Annotated in this window: 17 protein-coding genes; 16 read left to right on the top strand and 1 reads right to left on the bottom strand. The window is 52.6% G+C overall.

Features of this window, described 5'->3' with window-relative positions; genetic code table 11:
- Positions 1–45 precede the first annotated feature (45 nt).
- Positions 46–861: a flagellin gene (locus tag DK507_RS17010; RefSeq protein ID WP_109357474.1), complete on the bottom strand. Its 816-nt coding sequence runs from the start codon at positions 859–861 to the stop codon at positions 46–48.
- Between the two features lie 357 nt (positions 862–1,218).
- Here DK507_RS17010 and DK507_RS17005 point away from each other — a divergent pair, with 357 nt between their 5' ends.
- From DK507_RS17005 to DK507_RS16930, 16 genes are read left to right on the top strand one after another with little or no spacing between them, the layout of a single operon-like run.
- Positions 1,219–2,433: a sigma-54-dependent Fis family transcriptional regulator gene (locus DK507_RS17005; RefSeq protein ID WP_162559108.1), complete on the top strand. Its 1,215-nt coding sequence runs from the start codon at positions 1,219–1,221 to the stop codon at positions 2,431–2,433.
- A gap of 14 nt (positions 2,434–2,447) precedes the next feature.
- Positions 2,448–2,810: a flagellar hook-basal body complex protein FliE gene (gene fliE, locus DK507_RS17000; RefSeq protein ID WP_109357472.1), complete on the top strand. Its 363-nt coding sequence runs from the start codon at positions 2,448–2,450 to the stop codon at positions 2,808–2,810.
- Position 2,811: 1 nt separating this feature from the next.
- A complete protein-coding gene (gene fliF / locus DK507_RS16995) occupies positions 2,812–4,554 on the top strand; it encodes a flagellar basal-body MS-ring/collar protein FliF (protein ID WP_109357471.1) in 1,743 nt (580 codons plus the stop codon).
- A complete protein-coding gene (locus DK507_RS16990) occupies positions 4,547–5,599 on the top strand; it encodes a flagellar motor switch protein FliG (protein ID WP_162559107.1) in 1,053 nt (350 codons plus the stop codon). The genes fliF and DK507_RS16990 overlap by 8 nt, the downstream gene beginning before the upstream one ends.
- The gene (locus DK507_RS16985) at positions 5,592–6,284 is read left to right on the top strand and encodes a hypothetical protein (RefSeq protein WP_109357469.1); all 693 of its coding nucleotides are present in this window, start codon (positions 5,592–5,594) and stop codon (positions 6,282–6,284) included. Before DK507_RS16990 ends, DK507_RS16985 begins: the two co-directional genes overlap by 8 nt.
- A complete protein-coding gene (locus DK507_RS16980; RefSeq protein ID WP_109357468.1) occupies positions 6,277–7,635 on the top strand; it encodes a FliI/YscN family ATPase in 1,359 nt (452 codons plus the stop codon). The genes DK507_RS16985 and DK507_RS16980 overlap by 8 nt, the downstream gene beginning before the upstream one ends.
- Complete coding sequence (locus DK507_RS16975) at positions 7,632–8,078, top strand: hypothetical protein (protein ID WP_109357467.1); 447 nt, start codon at positions 7,632–7,634, stop codon at positions 8,076–8,078. Before DK507_RS16980 ends, DK507_RS16975 begins: the two co-directional genes overlap by 4 nt.
- Positions 8,068–9,756 carry a flagellar hook-length control protein FliK gene (locus DK507_RS16970; RefSeq protein ID WP_162559106.1) on the top strand — a complete coding sequence of 563 codons (1,689 nt, stop codon included), beginning with the start codon at positions 8,068–8,070 and terminating at the stop codon, positions 9,754–9,756. The genes DK507_RS16975 and DK507_RS16970 overlap by 11 nt, the downstream gene beginning before the upstream one ends.
- A 45-nt stretch (positions 9,757–9,801) precedes the next feature.
- Positions 9,802–10,374 (top strand): flagellar basal body-associated protein FliL, encoded by a 573-nt coding sequence (gene fliL / locus DK507_RS16965; RefSeq protein WP_109357465.1) that lies wholly within the window; start codon positions 9,802–9,804, stop codon positions 10,372–10,374.
- A gap of 22 nt (positions 10,375–10,396) precedes the next feature.
- Positions 10,397–11,311 (top strand): FliM/FliN family flagellar motor switch protein, encoded by a 915-nt coding sequence (locus DK507_RS16960; RefSeq protein ID WP_109357464.1) that lies wholly within the window; start codon positions 10,397–10,399, stop codon positions 11,309–11,311.
- Between the two features lie 9 nt (positions 11,312–11,320).
- Positions 11,321–11,674: a flagellar motor switch protein FliN gene (gene fliN / locus DK507_RS16955; RefSeq protein WP_109357463.1), complete on the top strand. Its 354-nt coding sequence runs from the start codon at positions 11,321–11,323 to the stop codon at positions 11,672–11,674.
- On the top strand, positions 11,674–11,928 hold the full coding sequence (locus DK507_RS16950) for a flagellar biosynthetic protein FliO (RefSeq protein WP_109357462.1): 255 nt from the start codon (positions 11,674–11,676) through the stop codon (positions 11,926–11,928). Before fliN ends, DK507_RS16950 begins: the two co-directional genes overlap by 1 nt.
- Complete coding sequence (gene fliP, locus DK507_RS16945; RefSeq protein ID WP_254054431.1) at positions 11,909–12,694, top strand: flagellar type III secretion system pore protein FliP; 786 nt, start codon at positions 11,909–11,911, stop codon at positions 12,692–12,694. The genes DK507_RS16950 and fliP overlap by 20 nt, the downstream gene beginning before the upstream one ends.
- Positions 12,695–12,696: 2 nt before the next feature.
- Positions 12,697–12,972, top strand: coding sequence for a flagellar biosynthetic protein FliQ (locus tag DK507_RS16940; protein WP_109357460.1), 276 nt, complete (start codon positions 12,697–12,699; stop codon positions 12,970–12,972).
- Positions 12,969–13,751, top strand: coding sequence for a flagellar biosynthetic protein FliR (fliR, locus tag DK507_RS16935; RefSeq protein WP_109357459.1), 783 nt, complete (start codon positions 12,969–12,971; stop codon positions 13,749–13,751). Before DK507_RS16940 ends, fliR begins: the two co-directional genes overlap by 4 nt.
- Positions 13,751–14,893, top strand: a complete 1,143-nt coding sequence (locus tag DK507_RS16930; RefSeq protein WP_109357458.1) for a flagellar biosynthesis protein FlhB — start codon at positions 13,751–13,753, stop codon at positions 14,891–14,893. Before fliR ends, DK507_RS16930 begins: the two co-directional genes overlap by 1 nt.
- Positions 14,894–14,930: the final 37 nt, after the last annotated feature.

Genomic DNA, 14,930 nt, shown 5'->3' with positions numbered 1-14,930 from the left:
CCCGTTCGGGGAAGAGGCTTCTCTTTAGTATTGGTCTGAACTTACTTACCTGATCAGGCTCAATACCGACTGCTGAGACTGGTTAGCCTGTGCGAGCATCGCTGTGGACGCCTGGCTCAGGATCTGGTTCTTGGCCAGTTCTGTGGTTTCAGCAGAGAAGTCTACATCCACGATACGTGAGCGAGATTCTGTGATGTTGGCTACTCGGTCGGACAAGTTGGATACGGTGGTCTGCAGACGGTTCTGCGAGGCACCCAAATTAGCCTGTGCGGTTGTGACCGTGTCCAGAGCAGTGTCCAGAGCGGTCAGTGCGGCAGTCGCACCAGCTTCGGTGCTGATATCAACCGCGTTGACTGCAAGGGCGGTAGCGTCGACATCGGTCAGAGCGATCGACACTGTCTGACTGGCGTCGCTGCCGGTCTGAATGCTGATCGATGCGTTGGTGCCGTCCAGCAATGCCACGTCGTTGAAGGTTGTGCGTGATGCCACATCACCAATCTGTCCGATAAGCTGTGTTACCTCAGCCTGAAGATTGGTGCGATCACCGCCAGAAAGCGTGCCGTTGGCAGATTGAACAGACAGTTCACGCATACGTTGCAACATGCTGGTGATTTCGTTCATGCCGCCTTCTGCAGTCTGAGCAGCGGAAATGCCGTCATTGGCGTTACGAATTGCCATGTTCAGGCCGCGAACTTCAGAGGTCATGCGGGTTGCGATTGCATTACCAGCAGCATCGTCAGCCGCAGAGTTGATCCGGCGGCCAGTTGAAAGGCGTTCGATAGATTTTGCGAGACCCATTTCAGCTTGGCTTGAAGCAAAGCTTGCCCGCAGTGACGTTACATTGGTTCCTATTACAGTCATGGTGACTTCCTTTTCACAATTTACTTAACTTGATTGATACTATGGGTCACCTCGTCTGCTGAAGCGGCCTCAGAGGAGTTAACGGCGGACCCCAAAATAATTAATCAAAAAAAAATTGTCGGTTCTCCGACAGGTGCCTCTCAAAGGTGTCTGCTTTCCGACAAAAATGTCGGGAAACCGACGGTTTCAGAACAAAAAATACTGATTTTCAGCCAATTCCCAAAACTGGCACGCGGATTGCGAGGTGTCGGATGAGCACAACAACGATCCCGTGTTCAGAGTAAAACGTGAGGGAATGAGATGATCAACAACGCGACAAAATCTAGCCTGGTCTCTAGGTTTCCAGAGCTTGTTGATATGCTCGAGAGTGTAGAAACTTTCCACTCCGACCACACATTGTCATCGACCGCTGCGCAACTACCCCACATTGATGGCGCAGCGAAAAAAGATGCTAATGGTGGTACAAAAGATCCCATCGTAATTTATCGCGATGGACCATTCCGTTTCGTTCCGGCTACCCTCAGCCAGCCCCCACGCATTGAATTTGGTGAGGCAGACAAAGTATTTGGTCTGTCGTGTATCATCGAGTCCATGCGCGGGGGCAAAGGGCCCGCCTTTGCAGATCCCAAATCTATTGCCTTATATAAATATGCCGCCCGGGTGGCGAGCAGTGATGCCAATGTCATGATTACCGGCGAAACCGGTACCGGCAAAGAAGGCGTCGCAAGATATATTCACGAACATAGCACGCGCGCTGACAAACAGCTTGTCACTATCAACTGCGCAGCGATTACCGAAACAATGATCGAGTCCATTTTATTCGGTCACAAGAAAGGTGCCTTTACCGGTGCCTATGCGAATGCCGTTGGTCTGTTCAAGGAAGCGGACGGCGGTACGATTTTCCTCGACGAGATTACCGAGATGCCGCTGGAAAGCCAGTCAAAGCTTCTGCGGGTTCTGCAAGAAGGCGAAATTCTTCCGGTCGGCGCAACGCGTCATGAGAAAATTGATGTTCGCGTCATTTGTGCGGCCAACCGCAATTTTGCTGAAGAAGTGAAAGCCGGAAAATTCCGCGAAGATCTGTACTGGCGTTTGAACGTAATGCCGGTTGAATTGGAGCCGCTTGCGGCTCGCCCGGCTGACATTGTTGCAATTGCCACATTCATGATGATGGACTTCCAAAAAGGTCGCGACAAATTCATCGCACTGTCACCTTCCTGCATCGATCGGCTTAAAGCGCATCAATGGCCAGGCAACGTCCGCGAGCTTGCCAATGTGCTGCAACGCGCCTTGGTAATGTGTGATGGCGATCGTCTTGAAGCCAAAGACCTGATGTTCTCTGGTGAAAGTCTGTCAGCCCAGCCGAAACAGGATGCTGTGCAACCTGGTAGCTCCGCCCGCTTCGTTCGCGGCCGCGATCTCCACTCGATTTCCAAAAGCGTCGAATATGACGCGATCACCAGAACGCTCGAGCAAACCAACGGCAATCGCCGTGAGGCTGCGAAAGAGCTTGGTATTTCAGAACGGACGCTACGCTATCGGATGGCCGATATGCGAGCGCTCGCGGCTTGAGCAGGAGATAGACCATGTCTTCCGTCAATATGAATAGCCTGATGGCTGCACGCAATGCGATCCTGAACCGCAACAACGCGCTGCAGGATATCGCCAGCAAGACAAACAATCTGGCCAGCCCGGGGCAGATCAAGCAAACCGAACAAATAAGCGACCCAAAAGGTTTTGCCGCGCAATTGACCGATGCAATTCAGGAAGTGAACAAGCTGCAGGCCACCGCCAAAGCCGATACCGCCGCTTATCAAATGGGTGAAACCAATGATGTGGCGGCGGTCATGCTGTCCAAACATAAAGCGTCCATCGGCTTTGAATCCACTTTGCAGGTCCGGAACAAACTCTTGTCCGCCTACAAAGACATAATGAACATGTCGGTATAAGATGGCCGAAGAAACTTCCATCAACCAGAACCTCACGCCCGTCGCTCCGACGGGCATGAACGCGTCTGGCGTCAGCGGGTTCATGGGTTCCATTCAATCCTTTGTGCAGCAGCCTGCCATTGCGCGGGCCATGCCTTTGATCATATTGTCCGCTGTCCTGCTCGCTGCTCTGTCTGCGTGGCTGGTACTGCGTGAACCCGCGCAACGAGACCTGTTCCGCGGTCTGCCGGACAATGACAAGTCGGCAGTTATGCAAGCGTTGCAAAGTGCCAACATTCCCTATCAGGTTGATGAAACCAGCGGCACTTTGACTGTCAGCAACGAAGACTATCACGCCGCAAAAATCGAACTGGCAGGGCAGGGGCTACCGCGCACCGCGCCCAGCGGTGACACTGTTATGTCCAGCATGCCAATGGGGGCCAGTCGTGCAGTTGAGTCTGAAAAACTGCGCACGGCCAGGGAAATGGATTTGGCGCGATCGATTGAGGCACTGGACAATGTAGTCTCTGCACGGGTGCACCTGGCTGTCGAGCAGCCAAGTATATTTCTGCGTGATCGAAATGAGCCGGCTGCATCGGTCATTTTGCAATTAAGTGGCGCTACCAAATTGGACGAGCGCCAGACGACAGCCATTTTGAACTTGGTTGCCAGTTCCGTTCCGGGGCTGGATGCCTCCAATGTATCGGTCATTGATCAAAATGGCAGATTATTGTCGAGCCGTGACGATGAAAACTCAAAGAACAATGATACCCAGTTAAAAATCAAAGCGGCGATAGAAGATCGCTATCGTCAATCACTGGCGAGCCTTTTGACGCCGATTGTCGGTCCCGGAAACTTTGTTGCCGAGGTCACCGCCGATGTCAATTTTGACGAAAAACAGGCGACCAGTGAGATTTATCCTGCCGATGGATCGGTCCTGCGCTCTGAACAAGGTATGCGCTCGGAAGAACCGGTCGGTGGGCCGCAAGTTGGCGGTATACCTGGAGCACTGGCCAACAGGCCCCCTGCTGCTGCCGAATTTGAAGATCAACCTGGCGGTGAGGAAGAGCAAGTTGCTCAGCAAACCGAGCCGCGGAAAACCAGCGAAGAATATCAACGTAATTTCGAGCTGGCTCGTGAAATTGCCATAACAAACCAAGCCACCGGTCAGGTTTCCCGGCTTTCGGTCGCGGTAGCCATTGATGACAAGGCGCTGAAAGATACCAAGTCACCCAAAGAGATTCAGGAAATTGAAAAACTGGTCAAGGGAACCATTGGCTTTAATGCCGAGCGCGGTGACCAGATTGCCGTGTCTGCCCGTCAGTTCCGGCCGGTAACGGAGAAAGAAGCCGAAGAAGCTTTTTATGAATCTCCGTGGTTCGCGATTATCGCGCGAAATGTGACGGCGCTGGTTGTCGCCTTGCTGATCATATTCCTCATCGCTCGCCCGATATTGAAAAAATGGCTGAGTGCGGAGAAAAATCTGAAAGCCAATATGGCTGCTAACAGCGCAGCTATTCCTGCCGACCTCATGATGCAAAACCGCAGCCTGCCAGGCGCAGTGCCGACAAATGCAGACGCTGGAGGGCCAGCAGCCCAGATCGATGGTTCACAGGTCACCATCGACATGATCCAGGCCGCGCCAAGCTATCAGGAACGAGCGCTGTTGACGCAGAGTTTTGTCAAACAAAACCCTGATCACGCTGCTCTGGTGGTGAAAGAGCTTTTGAAAGAATCGGATGAGCTGGAGGAAGCTGATGGCTGATGCTGCATCTAAGGATGATAAAACAGAAAAAGAAGACGGCCAGCAACTTGAGTTGATTACCGGACGTCAAACGGCGGCGATCCTCATGCTATTGTTCGATGATGATGAGGCCGCCAAAATTCTGGAACGCCTTGAGCCGCAGGAAGCTGAGCTTTTGGGGGAAGCGATGTTCAGTGTCGCTGACGTCGATGCCATTCAGATTGACGGGTCGCTCGACCGGTTTTTGCAACTGACCAGAAACCAGACCATGCTGGCCTACAAGTCGGATGAAAAAGTCGGCCGCGTTTTTCGGCAGGCCCTGGGAACACCCCGTGCGGAAACGATGATGAACCGCTTTGCCCCGAAGAGGCCCACCAATATCGCGGAGCTACTCAAGTGGGTCGAGACTAAAGACCTGGCCGAATTGGTTCAGAACGAACCTCCACAAATTGCCGCGGTCTTAATCTCATTCATGACACCTGAAGCGGCGGCAGAAATGTTGCAGCTGGTAGAACCTGCCTTGCAGGAAGAACTGATTTATCGCGTTGCGACCTTGGGGCCAGTTAGCGCTCACGCACTGGCACAAATTCACGCCCTTCTGGAAAGCAATGGCCCGTCGGCAGAGGAGATCGCGCCACCGATGGAAATTGGCGGCCTGATGGATAGTGCGTCGATTATCAACGGCTTACCCAAGCAGGCCAGTCAGGCGATTTTGAAAGGTGTGGCAAAACGCGATCGTAAAATCGCAAAACAGATCGAAGATGAGATGTTCGTCTTTGCGGACCTGATGAATCTGTCGAAAAAGGATATCGGTACGGTCGTTCGCAAGGTGGATTCTGCCATATTGGTGCCTGCTTTGCGCGGTGCTTCCAGCGAACTCAAAGCGAAAATATTCGAAGCTATGTCACAGCGGGCGGCGGAGACCATTCAGGATGAAATGGATGAGTCCCCACCACAACCTATGGAAGCTGTGATCAGTGCACAAAAAGGCGTTATCGCTATCGCGAAACTGATGATCGACAATGGAGAAATCAGCATGTCGACCGGTGGTGCTGATTATGTCTGACCTGCGTTCGGAACAAAATCTCCACAGTGCGATGGACAATGATGAGGTTGTTCCACTGTGGCGAATGCCGATGGAACAGAAAGAATTTTCTGCTTGGTCCGGCAGCCTGCCGAAAAATAGCGGAGCGAGCTCTGATCATCAGTTTCCAAGCTTTGATGGATCGGAAACGGGTATGAACGGCGCGTCCGGTGGCGGGGAAGAAGACATATTTGAAGCGGCCTATCGCAAAGGCTGGGAAGACGGGCAGGCGGCTTTGGCTGCAGAGCAGGAAGCGAATGATCAGGCCTCTGCCACCTTGGCCGACGCGATTAGTCATCTGAATGATCTATATTCGACTGGCAGTTTTTCCCTGATTCTCAACGCGATTGAATCGCTCTTTCGCCGCTGTTCGGAACTTGCCGTGCCAGATAAAGTCTTGCTGGAGGCCTGGGCAACGCAATTGGCAGACAGAATTGACCAGGATCAGAAGGGCGCAAGCTTGCTTTTGCATCCCGATGATCTGGCTTTGATTGACCAGGACAAGTGTAAGCTGCCTTTGCGCGCCGATCCATCCATGCTGCGCGGTAATCTGAAACTGAATCACGCCGGCGGCTGGATCGAAAAAGGGTCAGAAGTCGTACTGGATGAATTGCGCGGACTGATAGATGAATTGAGCGGTCAGCAATCGGAATCCGGTCATGAGTGAAACGGCTCAATCGTTCGTTAGCGACCATAATAGCGGCAAAGGCATTCGCGGTCTTTTGGCCCGCATTGAACATATCGGCAATGAACCGCGCCAGGTCGGCAAGTTATCTGCGCATGACAATGGCATGCTGGAAGTCACAGGTTTCCCCTATCCCCTCGGATATTCCGGCCGCGTCATCGCAACTGACGGCCGTGAGATTACGGCCGAGGTTGTCGGGTTCAAGGGATCGCGCACCCTGATGATCCCGATGGTGCAGGACGCGCCGCTGCGAAGCGGCAGCCGGGTACTACCCTTTGCCAAATCGAATGAAGCCGCAGTTGGCGACGCACTGTTCGGCCGGATCATTGGCCCGATGGGGGAACCGATTGATGGCAAGGGGCCGATATTAGCTACCGAGAGCATCCCGCTATCGGGGCTCGAAGGTAATGTGATGCGCCGTGCCAGTGTAACCAAGCCTATAGATATGGGCATACGGGCTTTGAACGGTTTGCTGACATTCGGTCAAGGGCAGCGGGTTGCCGTTATTGCCGGATCGGGTGTTGGCAAATCAATGCTGATCAATCAGATATTGGACGGCGTCGTTGCCGATGTGGTGGTGGTTGGCCTGATCGGTGAACGCGGCCGCGAGGTGAATGACTTCGTGAACCGCCGCAATGAGAAAAAGGATGCAGTGCCGACGATCACGGTAGCCGTGCCTGCTGATCACTCGCCTTCCTCGCGGTTAAAGGCAGCCCATCGCGCGACCGCCATTGCCGAACATTTCCGGTCGCAAGGCAAATCGGTTGTGCTGGTTATCGACAGCCTGACGCGTGTTGCCCATGCCCAACGCGAAATCGGTCTGGCTGCCGGCGAACCGCCGACGATGAAAGGCTATCCACCCTCCGCTCTGTCGATGATCCCTCGTCTGATCGAAAGGGCAGGGAATGACAGCAAAACTGGCGGCTCGATAACCGCCATTTACACCGTTCTTGCTGATGGCGATGATCTCGATGATCCGGTTGTAGACAATGCGCGGGCTATTGCTGATGGCCATATAATATTGTCTCGCTCGCTGGCGGAGCAGGGCATTTTTCCGGCCATTGATATCGGGAAATCAATCAGCCGGGTCGCGGTGGACATTATCGATGACGCGCATCATGCGGCGCAAACCCATTTCAAGCGTCTCTGGTCCATCTATGAGGAGAACCGGGATCTGGTTTTAATGGGAGCATACCAAGCTGGCAATGATCCCAATATTGACGAAGCGCTCGCACAGTGGCCGATCATGGTCGAGTATCTCAAGCAGAAGCCCCGCGAACTTGTGAACTTCCAGCAAAGTACCAGTGACCTTTTCGGTCTGTTCGAGCCATGAAACGGAAAGTGAAGGGGCTGCAGCGCATACTGAAAGTGCGTGATACCCAGAAGAAATTAAAGGAAATGGCGCTCGCAAAAGCTGGCAATCATTGCGCGGCATTAGAGCATAACGCGGACCGGATCAGAAAACTTCAGATTGAAACACTGTCCGATGTTCAGGCGGTTAACGCCGATATGTTGTCCGCCAGAATGGAACTTTCCGGGCGCCTGGTTGATGCCGAGCGCTCGATAGAAGCGTCTATGGAGAAAGCCCGGCAAGACTTTGCCCATGCCGAGCGGCAAAACCTTGCCGCCCGGACCACCTATGAGGGTACCGAGAAACTCCTCCATTCCAACCTTCGTAAGGCTCGCAAGGCGGAAATATTCAAAACCGATGTTCGTCATAACATATTGTATAATATAGGAAATAATAGGAAAAAGGATAGCCGTGATGATGGGTAAAATCTTGTCTGAGGCCTCTCAATCCATAATTGGCATGCTTTCTGCAAAGCCTGTCGGCATGGAAACACGCACTGCAAATAACGAGTTCAGCTCCCTTTTGTCCGCCGGTGAGGACCGGTCGCGTTCGGCATTGGATAAAGACGGAGCAGAAACGGCAGAAGGCAATGACGCTGAGCAGTTTCTGGCGCAGTTGATCGGTAATGATGATCAGTCCGTTACACCTGCAGAAAAGCTTGAGATGGTAAAAACCGTCACAATGAAGATCGCGGGTGATGACGGTGTCGATAGTGCCCAGACCGATGCTTCGTTTTCTCCAGAAGCTGCTTCGGAAATGCAGCGTTTCGTATCGGTTCTTCAACCGTCCTCCGGCGATTCAACACAGATCGGCAAGAGCGTATCTGACATTGAACCGAAGCGAGCATCAAATGGTTTTAGTGTAACGGTCCAGAGCACCAAAGAGCAGAACCCTGGCGCGGGCAAAGATACCAAACAGGCCTCCATGTTGGCAGAAAAGCAGCCGGTCACTCCGGTCGATATGCATGCTCCAGGTGATATCAAACCTGCTCCTAGCGACATCAAAATAGCGACGCCGGAAAACAGCAATGTGGTGAGGGAAGGTGCCAAAACTTTCTCTGCGCCCAAGATGGAAAATGATCCTGTCGGACAAAGTAAAACCCCACTCGATGGTAAGATATTGGCAGAGACCAAACCAGTTTCCGAAAATGGTGTAAAAGCCAACATCCCATCTGCTGCGTTGAACAATTCAGACAAATCCTCACCTGAAATCAGTGTGCAGAAGCCCGCTCTGGCGCAGACCACTACAACGGAAACGTCACAAACCGGCAATATGCCAAAGGCACCCATTCCGGCTGTGCCCTATACTGATTTTGCGATACGCAATCGCTCAAAAGCCAACCAAGTGGATGGCAAACGCCCTGCGGCACTCTCTACGCCGGGTAACATTGACTCAGACGTACCGGTATTGGACTCGCTTGATCTGCGGTTGGTCAGCAATCGAAATTTGGCAGGCGCCAAATCTGCACAAGCCCCTGAAATCGATGCTCGGGTTTCCACCGCGCCTGCAGATGCTTCGATGAAAATCGAGACAAAATCGTCTTTCTTGGAAATGCAAAAGCTTTCCACTGGGCATGATCTGGAAACCAGCATTGAACTGTCAGCGCCAGCGCCCGTTGCCCAACCGACCAGCACTCAAACTGCCACACAAAAGACTGTTGGTTTCGACTGGAACGCGCCGCAATTTGCCGAGCGCTTTGCCTCTGAAATCAGCGATATGCGGATCAACGGCGATCTGAAGAAATTTGAGATTAATCCACGAAATATGGGGCGCCTGGAAGTGTCCTTCGTTTCGCGTGGCGGAGTGGAAGTACTTCAAATTGAAGCAGAAAGCGACGCGGCTCGTGAGGTGATAGTACAGCATAGTCAGGCGATTCAGGATATTTTAAAGGCACAGGGACGGTCTGATCTGACCCTGCGTGTGGATGTACGGGACAATATGTTCGCTGCATCTCAAAATGACAGCATGGATTTCAGTCAACAAAACGGCGCAGGCGAACAGGAAGAACACACCGCTTCGCCTTCCCAAAATGGCAGCGCAGCGATGACGGCCGAGGGTGATGTCGATCCACCGGCACCGTCCGATAACAGCCGCTACGCCTGAGCCTGAAATCACCCATTAAAACGAATAGAAACTTCAGAGGTCAAAATGTCAGATACCAATCCGGAAGAAGAAAAGCCCAAAAAGAAAAAGGGCAAGATGAAAGGCATCATCATTGGGCTTGCTGCAGTTGCTGTTCTTGGCGGCGGCGGCGCGGCTGGCGGATTTTATGTCGCCGGTACGATGAACAGTGAAGGTGGTGAACCTGAAGACCCGAACAAGCCCAAGATAATTTTGAAAGACGGCACAGCCGTTAGCGAAAGGGAAGCCAAGACCGCAATATCGGAGCCGAACGATAGTAATTTCAAAATTACTTATCATCAGATCGAGCAGCCGTTTACATCGAATCTCTCCAATTCTGAGAGCTTTGCGCAATTGTCGCTCGCTATCTCAACCTATTATGACGAGCGTGTCTTTGAGCATGTGACCGAGCATGAGATTGCCATCCGTTCCGCTATCCTGATGGAACTGGGGCAACAAGATCCGTTCGAGCTGGACACGTCCGAAGGCAAACGCGAGCTGAAGAAAAAGCTCCGCGATGTCATCAATGCCACCCTGAAAGAAAAATCGGGATTTGGCGGAATTGAGGACGTCTATTTCACCAGCATGGTCATCCAGTAAGATTTTAGAAGGCGATAAACCAATGTCCCAGCCTACCACAGAAACCGCCTCCGCCAGCGCAGTAACTGACCGCGCGCCAGCCGAGCACAGTCTGCTGAAAAAAGGCGGACCTGACGATATGCTTTTGACAGTATATCGGAAGGTCGAGAAAAAGTTGGCCAGTCGGATCAAAGCCCATCTGATGGGCATTGTCAGTTGTGAGTTGGGCGTCGAAATGGCCAGCAGCGACACATTGCAATTCCCCAAATGGCATGAGGCACTGGAAGGTGACGCAGTCTATCTGGAATATCATTCCGGCACGTCGGGACCTCCTATGTGGGTCCGGGTTTCGCGTTTGTTTCTGACGGGGTGTGTAGACTGTTTTTTTGGCGGGCAATTTGATGGTGAAACCTGCGCAGAAGGAAAGCTTTCGCGATCCGAAACGGCGATGATTGGTCGTCTGGGAAAAGCCATAGCCGATAGCCTCGCCGAGAGTTGGTCGGTGGTTTATGAAACAACGTTTCGTTATGCCGGATATATTCATGACAAGGACGATCTGGAGATGGATCTCGAAGATCCGAATATTCTTGTCAGTTCTGCCCGGATCGCGCTTTCGGGCCATGCGGTTGAAGCGATTGATTTTGCTCAGCCGATTGACGGGCTCACCGCTATCGAACCGCAACTGCATCGGCCGGTAAGCCGGGAAACCAACGCTATCGATCCGGCCTGGCAGCGGTCGCTGAAAGAGTCTTTTGATCAGGTTTACATGCCTGTTCGCTCCGTGCTGGCACGTCCGACAATGGACTTGTCCAAACTGTCCCGGCTTGCCGTCGGTGACATATTGCCAGTTTCTCCAACCGATAACGTACCACTGATCGTCGGTGACCGCGTCTTCGCACGCGGCAGTATTGGCGAGCAAAATGGCGGTGTCGCATTCAAAATCAAACAGTTTCTATAGGACCAGAAAATGAACGATATGACTCATGATAGCGAGGCTCTGGGAGCCGCAGAACCTGCCGACGTAAACGGTGGTGTAAATATCAGCCAGCCGCAGGACCACTATGCCTTTCTGGCCGATATCAAGGTTCGCCTGTCGGTCGAAGTTGGCAGCGTGTCGATGACGGTATCTGACATAATGGACCTGCGTGAAGGGTCAGTGGTCGAGCTCGACCGACAAGTCGATCAGCTGATCGACATTAACGTCAATGGTACCCTGGTGGCCCGCGGCGAGGTCGTTCCGGTCAAGAATAAATTCGGCGTAAGGATCGCGGAGATCGTGTCGAACGGCATGGCACGGGCGCGCGTGGAAAGGCGCACCTGATGACCTTTTACATTCTCAAACTCGCAATCATGCTGCCGCTGATCGGCTTGCTGATTTACGGAACGCTCTGGCTCTATCGCAAATACCAACCACAGACGATGATGCGTCAGAAATCGACCAGCCTCAATATCGTCGAAGTCATGCCGATTGGTGTGAACAACAAACTGGCCGTCGTTGATTTTGAAGGGCGCAAGATCCTGCTCTCTGTCACTCGCAATGGTGTTGCAAAAGTTGATGAGAAAAATGCAGATTAATCTCAAAACCATCTGGATCATTGTCACGATCATCGCATCCGCATTCATTGCGGGTCCGGCCTTAGCACAAGATGCCGCGCCGGGTGCATCTGCTGCGCTGGAACGGGCGCTGGATGATGTGTCGGGAGACGGGCAACCGTTGAGCACGACATTGCAAATCCTCATCGTCATGGGGTTGCTGACGATATTGCCGTCAATAGTCCTGATGATGACCAGCTTTACGCGGATCATCATAGTGCTCTCGATCTTGCGTCATGCACTGGGCTTGCAACAGACACCGCCCAATCAGGTGCTTATCGGCCTGTCCCTGTTCCTCTCGCTGTTTGTCATGGCGCCGAGTATTGAAAAGATAAACGAACAGGCGATTACGCCTTATTCGGCGGACGAAATCACATTGACCGAAGCTATCGATCGATCGGGCAAGGTTATGCATAAGTTTATGGCGAAACAGACGCGCCAAAGCGATCTTCGCCTGTTCATGGATCTTGCCAATGAAGACGGTTTTGAATCGACTGAAGATATTCCTTTCTCGATCATGCTGCCGGCCTTTGTCACCAGCGAACTGAAAACCGCTTTTCAGATCGGCTTTCTCATATTCCTGCCTTTCCTGATCATCGATCTGGTCGTGGCCGCCGTGTTGATGTCACTCGGTATGATGATGTTGTCGCCGGTGATTATATCGATGCCGTTCAAGCTGCTACTTTTCGTTCTTGTAGATGGCTGGGCCCTTACTATGGGCTCCCTAGCGGCCTCGTTTGCGAGTTAGCTATGACCGATAATGCAGATTTCTTCGTCGGTATCGCGCAGCAAGCCTTGTGGGTTACCGCTCTCGCAGCCGCCCCGTTTTTGATCCCCGCTTTGCTGGTCGGACTTGTCCTGGGCATGGTTCAGGCGGCAACATCGGTCAATGAGCAAACGCTGACCTTCGTACCCAAGCTAGTTATTGTTGCTGTTGTTGCTGCAACTTTTGGTGGTTCAATCCTTGTTCTGATTGTCGATTTCACGCGTGAAATTTACACCAGAATTCCGGATTTACTCTTATGATCTTGTCCGGTTTTGCTGATGTTGAAAGCCAGGTCTGGATGTGGATGATGGCGATGATCCGCCCCGGCGCGGCGATGGTTGTGACACCGGTTTTCGGCGCGGCTAATGTACCCGTCCAGATCCGTATTATCCTGGCGTTCATGATCGGTATGGTCGCAACCAACAGCGTAAGTTTTGACTTGCCGACCGATTCAGCGATCACCCTGAACAACATGATTTTTGTAATGGGTGAAGTGCTGCTCGGCCTCGCTATCGGTTTTGCATTACAACTGGGCTTTGCCAGTGTGCTTATCGCAGGTGAAACAATCAGTAACGCCATGGGCCTTGGCTTTGCCAGCATGGCGGACCCGCAAACAGGACAATCTACTCCGGTTATCGGCCAGTTTCTAATGATCGTCGCGACGCTGTTGCTGCTCGCCATCGATGGTCATTTGATGCTGATCGCCGCGATTGTCGAAAGCTATTCCGCTTTGCCGCCGGGCTTTGCATTTCTGGGTCCCGAATTGCTGCTGGGCATGGTGAAATTTGGCGGCACGTTATTTTCCATGGGGCTGCTCATTGCTCTGCCTGTCGGCGGTGCGCTCATCCTCATTCAATTTGTTATGGGCTTCCTGGCCCGAACGGCACCAGCGCTTAATCTGTTCGCTGTCGGTATACCGGTCACAATTACGGCTGGCCTGGTAATGTTGGCAATAACCGCGCCGATCATGGCCGACACGATTGTCCAGTCTTTGGGCATGGGCCTCAATCAGGCTGTCTTCATTGCGGGAGGCGGATAGTGGCACAGGAATCCCCAACCGGCGGCGAAAAGACCGAAGCACCAACCCCCAAGAAACTGAAAGACAGCGCCGAGAAAGGTGATGTCCTCAAGTCCCAGGACCTTGGTGGCGCGATGGTTATTTTCTTTGGCACCGTGGCGGTCGTGATTTTTGGTGGAACGCTGTATCAGGCGCTTGCCGATATGCTCGCCAGCGCGCTGATGTTCGATCATCGTGATGTTGAGATATTCGACATAGAAGGGCGCAGTTTCTCACTCGTTTCCGGTATCGTACCGGAATTTATGAGCCTGTTCGCCATGTTGCTGGTTGCCGCAATAGCGACACCAGCATTGCTGGGATCACTGGGCTTTCGCTGGTCTGCGATGAAACCCAAACCATCAAAGCTGGACCCGATAAAGGGGATGGGGAAAATATTCGGAACCAATGGTCTGATGGAGCTTGGCAAGTCGATCATGAAAGTCTTGCTGCTTGGAGTGGTCGGCGGATCCATATTATCCATGCATTTTGGCGATCTTGCCCAGCTGGGTGCGCAGAATTTGGATATGGCGGTTGCCAGCTACACATCGCTTTTCCTGAAACTGTTGGTCGGTATCACCGTGAGCCTGATGCTGATCGCGATGATTGATGTGCCAATCCAGTTGTTCCAGCGGACAAAGCGCCTGAAAATGACCAAGCAAGAGGTCAAGGACGAGTATAAACAAACCGAAGGTTCACCTGACACCAGGGCTATCCAGCGTCAGCGTCGCAGCGAGATGCTCAGCGATTCAACCCGCAAAGCTGTCGCGGAAGCCACCGTTCTGCTGGTTAATCCAACCCACTTTGCCGTCGCTCTGCGCTATGACCGGGATCAGGATTATGCGCCAGTGGTATTGGGTAAAGGCTGTGACGCGATAGCTCTGGCCATGCGTGAAATGGCGGCAGAAGTGGGTACGCCGGTTATGGAATATCAGGATTTAACCCGCTCCATCTACTACACATCGGAGGTAGGAGAAACGATTGATGATCGCCTCTATGCAGTGGTGGCTGCCATACTGAGCTTCCTCATCCAGCTGGATGAAAAACTGGTCAGCCCTCTCCACAAACCCAAAATCAGCCTGCCCGAAGACATGCAATATAGTGCCGACGGCAGCAGGATGGCCTGATCTGAAATGAAAAACCGTATCTTAATCGGCTCCGAAA

This window comes from Sphingorhabdus sp. EL138, from assembly GCF_900258045.1.
GTDB lineage: Bacteria > Pseudomonadota > Alphaproteobacteria > Sphingomonadales > Sphingomonadaceae > Parasphingorhabdus.
This window is presented reverse-complemented; position numbering and strand designations above follow the sequence as displayed.